Source organism: Sphingomonas bacterium, from assembly GCF_903643065.1.
GTDB lineage: Bacteria > Pseudomonadota > Alphaproteobacteria > Sphingomonadales > Sphingomonadaceae > Sphingomonas.
The window spans coordinates 1-5846 of record NZ_CAHJWX010000150.1 but is presented as its reverse complement, the minus strand read 5'-3'; the positions used below and the strand labels follow the sequence as shown (position 1 = coordinate 5846).

6 protein-coding genes and 1 pseudogene are annotated in these 5846 nt (G+C 67.7%); 3 read left to right on the top strand and 4 right to left on the bottom strand.

Annotation, left to right across the window (positions count from 1 at the left end; genetic code table 11):
* The 3 genes from HUU95_RS06775 to HUU95_RS06765 form a co-directional block, all read right to left on the bottom strand.
* The coding region (locus HUU95_RS06775) for a hypothetical protein (protein ID WP_174279420.1) at window positions 1–879 on the bottom strand (879 nt) is incomplete at its 3' end.
* 109 nt (window positions 880–988) lie between these two features.
* On the bottom strand, window positions 989–1438 hold the full coding sequence (locus tag HUU95_RS06770; protein WP_174279419.1) for a hypothetical protein: 450 nt from the start codon (window positions 1436–1438) through the stop codon (window positions 989–991).
* A gap of 280 nt (window positions 1439–1718) precedes the next feature.
* Window positions 1719–1943 carry a hypothetical protein gene (locus HUU95_RS06765; protein ID WP_174279418.1) on the bottom strand — a complete coding sequence of 75 codons (225 nt, stop codon included), beginning with the start codon at window positions 1941–1943 and terminating at the stop codon, window positions 1719–1721.
* Between the two features lie 86 nt (window positions 1944–2029).
* On the opposite strand from HUU95_RS06765, the gene HUU95_RS06760 reads away from it, so the two are divergent.
* The 3 genes from HUU95_RS06760 to HUU95_RS06750 all read left to right on the top strand — a co-directional run bounded on the left by HUU95_RS06760 (window position 2030) and on the right by HUU95_RS06750 (window position 4853).
* Window positions 2030–2266 carry a hypothetical protein gene (locus HUU95_RS06760; RefSeq protein ID WP_174279417.1) on the top strand — a complete coding sequence of 79 codons (237 nt, stop codon included), beginning with the start codon at window positions 2030–2032 and terminating at the stop codon, window positions 2264–2266.
* Between the two features lie 102 nt (window positions 2267–2368).
* The gene (locus HUU95_RS06755) at window positions 2369–3202 is read left to right on the top strand and encodes a D-alanyl-D-alanine carboxypeptidase family protein (RefSeq protein WP_174279416.1); all 834 of its coding nucleotides are present in this window, start codon (window positions 2369–2371) and stop codon (window positions 3200–3202) included.
* Window positions 3203–3356: 154 nt separating this feature from the next.
* Window positions 3357–4853 (top strand): TolC family outer membrane protein, encoded by a 1497-nt coding sequence (locus HUU95_RS06750; RefSeq protein WP_174279415.1) that lies wholly within the window; start codon window positions 3357–3359, stop codon window positions 4851–4853.
* A 157-nt stretch (window positions 4854–5010) separates the two neighbouring features.
* Here the strand turns inward: HUU95_RS06750 and HUU95_RS06745 are convergent.
* Window positions 5011–5846, bottom strand: a pseudogene (locus tag HUU95_RS06745) (DDE-type integrase/transposase/recombinase); the annotation flags it as partial.

The window sequence follows — 5846 nt, the reverse complement described above, 5'->3', positions numbered from 1 at the left end:
CGTCGCGAGTAGCCGGCGCGCGCGGTCCGAGCCGTGGACGGTGCCATCCGTCGGACGATGCCGGGTTCCCTGCGCCAACGCCAGATGGATTGCCGATCCGGCAAGGCGATCCGATCCGCCGGACGCCCGATGCGACGAGTGGCTATCAGCGACGCGTTTCACGCCCCTGCCGGCGGCGGCCCCGATCGTCACGATGACCGCATTCGACGGCGACGGCGCGGCGGCGACGGACGCATCAACTAGGATCCGGGCCGGGCCTTGCCGATGCGGGGCCGACGATCGCGGCCGAACATGGCCGTACCCTCGATGATCCGTTACGGTACTCGCCGCCACCGCGATCGGGATGGGACGGCAGGCGTCGGGGCTCAGATCACACCCGGCCGGAAGCTGCACGATCGCCTCCCTGGCGAGGGCGAGCCGCCGCGCCGCCATCGCCAGTCGCAACTTGACACCCAGCCGGTCGACCAGCGGAGCCGCCGAGACACCCTGGAGCCGCAGTTCGTCCATCCGACGCTCGATGAAGTCGATACGGGCGTCGTGCGCCGCCGTTATGTCCTTGCTCAGACTCTTGTCGAGGTCATCCCGGTCCGGATCGGACGACGGGTCCATCCGCGCGGCCCCCGACGGTTGATCGAGGGCGTCGCGCCTGACCTCGTCGATGATCGCCTCGTCCAGCGATTTTCTACCCGCGTTCCGGGCGGAGGTGAACGGGTTCGTCATGACGACGACGTCGGCGAGCCCGGCCCTGACCTCCTGTGTCGGAGGCAGGCCGGTGCTCGTCGTCACCACGAAGATCTTTGCGGGAGGAGTAGCGCCCGGCACCTGGGCGACCGTCAGTGAAGAAGCTAGATATATCGCGGTCGAGGCGAGGCTCTCCATGAGGACGTATGATTACATAACCGCCGGGGATGGTCAAACCGCCCGGTCAAGGCGTCGTCGGATACTTGCGGATGGGATCGAAGCCGCGATTGTCCGACGGTCGAGTTTGTCAATCCCGCCCCGCCAGACGTCGGCGCGCGAAGCGTGGATCTTCAAACAGGTCGCGCAGGGCCCGCCGGCTGAAGACGTTCCACCAACGCTGCCAGCGATGCTCGGCCGCGTCATGGAGCATGTGGCATCGCTGGCACAGCGCGGCCAAGTTCGCGGCCGCGTTGTTGCCCGGATCATGGTCGAGATGCGCGCAGGCGAGCACAACGTAAGTCGTCCGCACGCGGGCGAGCGCGATGCGCTCGCCCATCGCGATCCGCCGTCCGCGACCGCATCGCCAGCGCCGCGCGTCCGCGTCCCACCACCGTCCGTCGCCCAGATGTGCCACATGGACCCGATGCGGCCGGCCGCACCGCTCGCACCGCGAGCCGGCGCGCCCGAAGCGGATCGCGTCGGACAGTTGCGGCCAGTCGATCGGGTAGAGCCAGCGGTTCTCGGGTCTGATCGGCATCCTGATTTTATGAATCACGCGCGATTCGCCGCCAAGCGGAAACGGCGCGTCATTCGTTAAAATTAGATCGTCGACGGGATGCCGCCCGCGACCTTTGAGAATTGCTGCAGAGCAGAAGGGCGGATTTCAAATCCGTGTCGTCAGTGTTACGACGGATAGGGCTGTCCGGTTGGCTCGACGCTGGCCATCGCGCATGGAGCATCGCGGATGATCAACGGTTGGTCTCCCACGCTGGCCAGTGCAACCCCTTTCGGATGGATTACCGTCCCTCTGCTACTTCCTAGCGACGCTGCTGTGCGCGCGGAACGCTAGGAATGCCGTCGCTCCGGCTCGCCCGGGTCCCGCCGCCTTCTTCAGGGCCAGAGCGCAGCGCCGTGTCTGGCTGACGCTCGCCGTTGTTCTGTTCCTGCTGCGACTGAACAAGCAGATCGACATTCAAACGTTGATGACCGTCGTTGGCCGCGTCGTGGCGAGGCAGCAGGGATGGTATGGCGAACGCCGCCACTTGCAACGCGACCTCATCGTCGTCATCGTCGCGATCGCGACCGTGCTTTGCAGCCTCCTGTACCTGGTCATCCGCCGTGCGGGGCCGTGGGCGATCGTCGCGACCCTGAACACCGTGCTGCTTTGCGCTTCGTCCTCGTCCGGGCAGCGTCGCTCCACGACGTGGATATCCTGCTGGGACGGGGCGCGATGGGGATCACCGTCAATCTCGTGGCCGAGATGGGCGCGATCGCGCTGGATGTGATCGCCGCGCTGCTGGCGTGGCGTCGTTTCCGCAAGGAGCGATCGACTGGTTGCCAGGGCCGCTACATCCGTCCGGCATAGTTCCTCCCGGATCGTCGGAGCCGTATCCTGGAGTTTCGCCGATCCGCCCGATCTCGTTCTTGTCCGGACCGCGTCCGGCGGGCATGGCGGGGCATGGCGTCCATGGGGAACGTATATCGGGCGATGTCGCTCGCCTGCGTCGCGTTCCTGTCCGGCACCGCGGCGCGGGCCGATACCACGCACCGCGACGTGCCAGTGTCCGAACTGGTGATTGACGCCGACGGCGGTAGGCTGCTGTTCGCGGCCGCGGCGACCCGCGTGCGCCCGCCGGCGTCGCTGGCCAAGATGATGACACTGCTGCTCGCGTTCGAGGCGATGGACGCCGGGCACCTGCATGCGGGCGACTTCCTGACCATGACGGCGCACGGCGCCCGGCAGCCGCCCTCGCGCCTGGGGCTCGCCGCCGGGGCCCGGATAAGCGTGCGCGCCGCGATCAAGGTGATCGCCGTGATATCCGCCAACGACGTCGCCGTGGCGCTGGCGGAACGGCTGGCGGGCAACGAGGCGGCGTTCGTGGCCGCGATGAACCGTCGCGCCGCGCAATTGGGCATGACGGCGACGCGGTTCGGCAACGCGACCGGGCTCGCGCCAGGTGGCGGCACCAGCACCGCGCGCGACATGGCGCTGCTCGCCCGCCGACTTGCGGCGCGCTCGGACCGCTACCGCGTGTTCTCGCTTCACGCGATCCGCTGGCAAGGTCGGACGCGGCCCAACCACAACCGGCTGCTCGGCAAGGTGCCGGGCGTCGACGGCATCAAGACCGGCTACACGGTGCCCGCCGGCTTCAACCTCGCCGCCTCCGCCCGGCGGGAAGGTAGACGGGTGATCGTCGTGGTGCTCGGCGCGCCGACCGCGGCAGCGCGCGACCTGCTCGTCGCCAATCTGCTGGAAGCGGGTTTCACATCCCCTGCCCGTCCCCGCTCCCGCCACCCATGACCGTCATGACGTCATGGGGCGAACCGGCTCCGCGCGCGGCAGCGGCCATCGACAGGCTCGACGGCAGCGCATAACAATCGTCGAACGGCGATCGCACCGCCGTGACGCCGTCCCGCTTCTGCTGTGGAGAGAAATGATGGGCAGAGCCGGAAGGATGCCGTTGTTGGCCGGCGCTGCGGCCCTCCTGGCCGTCCCGGCGTCGGCCGAGACGCTGCGCGAGGCGTTGCTCAAGGCGTACCGGACCAATCCGACGATCACCGGTCAGCGCGCGGCGCTGCGCGCGACGGACGAAGGGGTCCCGATCGCGCGCGCCGACGGCATCCCTTCGATCAGCGCCAATGGCGGCCTAGCGAATAACCTCGTGCCCTCGGCCAACACGCTCGCCTCGCCGCAGCGCCAGGCCACCACCAATACGCAGCTGACCGTGCCGATCTACCAGGGTGGCGCGGTACGCGGGGCGGTGCGCGCCGCCCGGACGCGGGTTGAGGCTGGACGCGCGACGCTGCGCGGCACGGAATCGGACCTCTTCACCACTACGGTCGGCGTGTACATGGATGTGATCCGCGACCAAGCGGTCGTCGGCCTCAACCGGCAGAACGTGCACGTCCTCGACGTTAACCTCCTGGCCAGCCGCGACCGGTTCCGCGTCGGCGAGCTGACCCGCACGGACGTCTCGCAATCCGAAGCTCGGCTCGCGCTCGCGCGCGCGCAGCTGGACAGCGCCGAGGCGCAGCTCATCACCAGCCGGGAGAACTACATCCGCATCGTGGGCTCGCCGCCCGTCGACCTTCAGCCGCCGCCGCCGCTGCCGCCGCTGCCGAGCGCGCCCCGTCCCGCCGTCGATCAGGCGTTGCAGGACAACCCGGCGCTTCTCGCCGCTGCCAAGGAGCGCGACGCGACCCGTTTCGACGTGGCCGTTGCCCGCTCGGGCCGGCTGCCGAAGCTGAGCGTCGTGGTCGGCGGCAATTACTACAACTATCTCGGCTCGCTTGGGTCGGGCACCGGCGTGCAGGTGGGGCAGACGGGCACGTCGGTGACTGCGGGGTTGGCAGTCACCGTGCCGCTGTTCCAGGGCGGCCGCATCAGCGCGCAGGTGCGCCGGGCTGAGGCGCTGCGCAGCCAGTCGATCGAGGCGGCGACCGGCACCGAGCGCGCCGTGGTCGCCCAGACCCGTTCGGCCTATGCGGAATGGCGATCGTCGCAGCGGGTGATCGCCTCGGCTGAGAAAGCGGTGGACGCTAACACGATGAGCCTGAAAGGCGTGCGCGCCGAGAACAGCGTCGGCAACCGGACGATCCTCGACATTCTCAACGCCGAGCAGGAACTGCTCAACAGTCAGGTGACGCTGGCGACTGCGGGGCACGACGCGTACATCGCTGGCTTCGCGCTGCTCGCCGCGATGGGCCGCGCGGAGGCGAGGGACCTCGGGCTGGACGCCGGTCCGCTCTACGATCCGACCGTCAATTACAATCGAGTGCGTCATCGCCTGAGCGACTATGGCGACGATGGCGAGCCGGGGCGGATTGCCACCTCGACGGTGGCGACCCCCGAGCAGGACGCGACCACCCCGGCGATGCAAGATTCGATACTGCGGACCGACGTCGGCGCGGCGGCGCCGGAAACTACGAGCGCCGACGCGCCCATGCCTTGATGCCGCTCGCGCCGCCGGGGCGAGGCGCGAGCGGTGGCGGGCTCCCGGCGTGTGATTCGCCAAACATCAGCCAAGCGACGTACCGGCCCAGGCGGTATATCCTGCTCGAAACGGCCGAGTTCGGGCGTCGGCAATGCGACACTTCCCTGACGTCTGCTCATGTCCGCATTTGCCACCTTGTCCATCGGACGGACCAAGTGGTCTCAAGAGCGCCGGGCCACAATGTCTTGAGCCGGCGGGCACAGTTGTATGCGGCGATGAAGTCGGTGAGGTGTGTCTCGAGCTGCCGGTGCGTGTCGTAGTGGTAGCGTTTGACGGTGGCTTCCTTGATGGTGCGGTTCATCCGCTCGACCCCGGCCTTCGCCGGGGCAGGCTCTGCCCGTTGGTCCAGGGATGTTTTACCTTGGTGAGGCGATGCTCGATATCGTTCTCTTCGCAGCGCATATCAAACATGTGCGTGATGTACTGGGCCGTGGGCCCGTCGGCGTAACGCGGCGGGGGCCGAAGGCGGGCGTAGCCCAACGTGAACTGGATACCGTTGTCGGTCAGGACGGTGTGGATCTTGTAAGGCACGGCGGCGATCAGCGCTTACAGGAAGGTCGATGCCGTCACCCGGTTGGCGCTCTTCACGAGTTGGACGAACGCGAACTTGCTGGTGCGGTCGATCGCCAAGTAGAAGTGGAGCTTGCCTTCAGCGGTCCTGACCTCGGCGATGTCGACGTGGAAGTAGCCGATCGGGTACGGCTTGAACTTGCCCTTGGCAGGCTTGTCGCCATCGACCTCGGATAGCCGGCTGATGCCGTGGCGCTGAAAGCAGCGGTGCAACGACGAGCGCGTCAGGTGCGAGATTGTCGCTTAGAGCGCGTAGAGACAGTCATAAGCGGCAGTAGCGTGTGCCCCGGAACGCGACCACGACTGCCTTCTCCTCAATCGTCAGCGAGGTTGATCTTGGATCCTTCGGACCCGTTAGAAGATCAGCACAGGAGGTGCGCT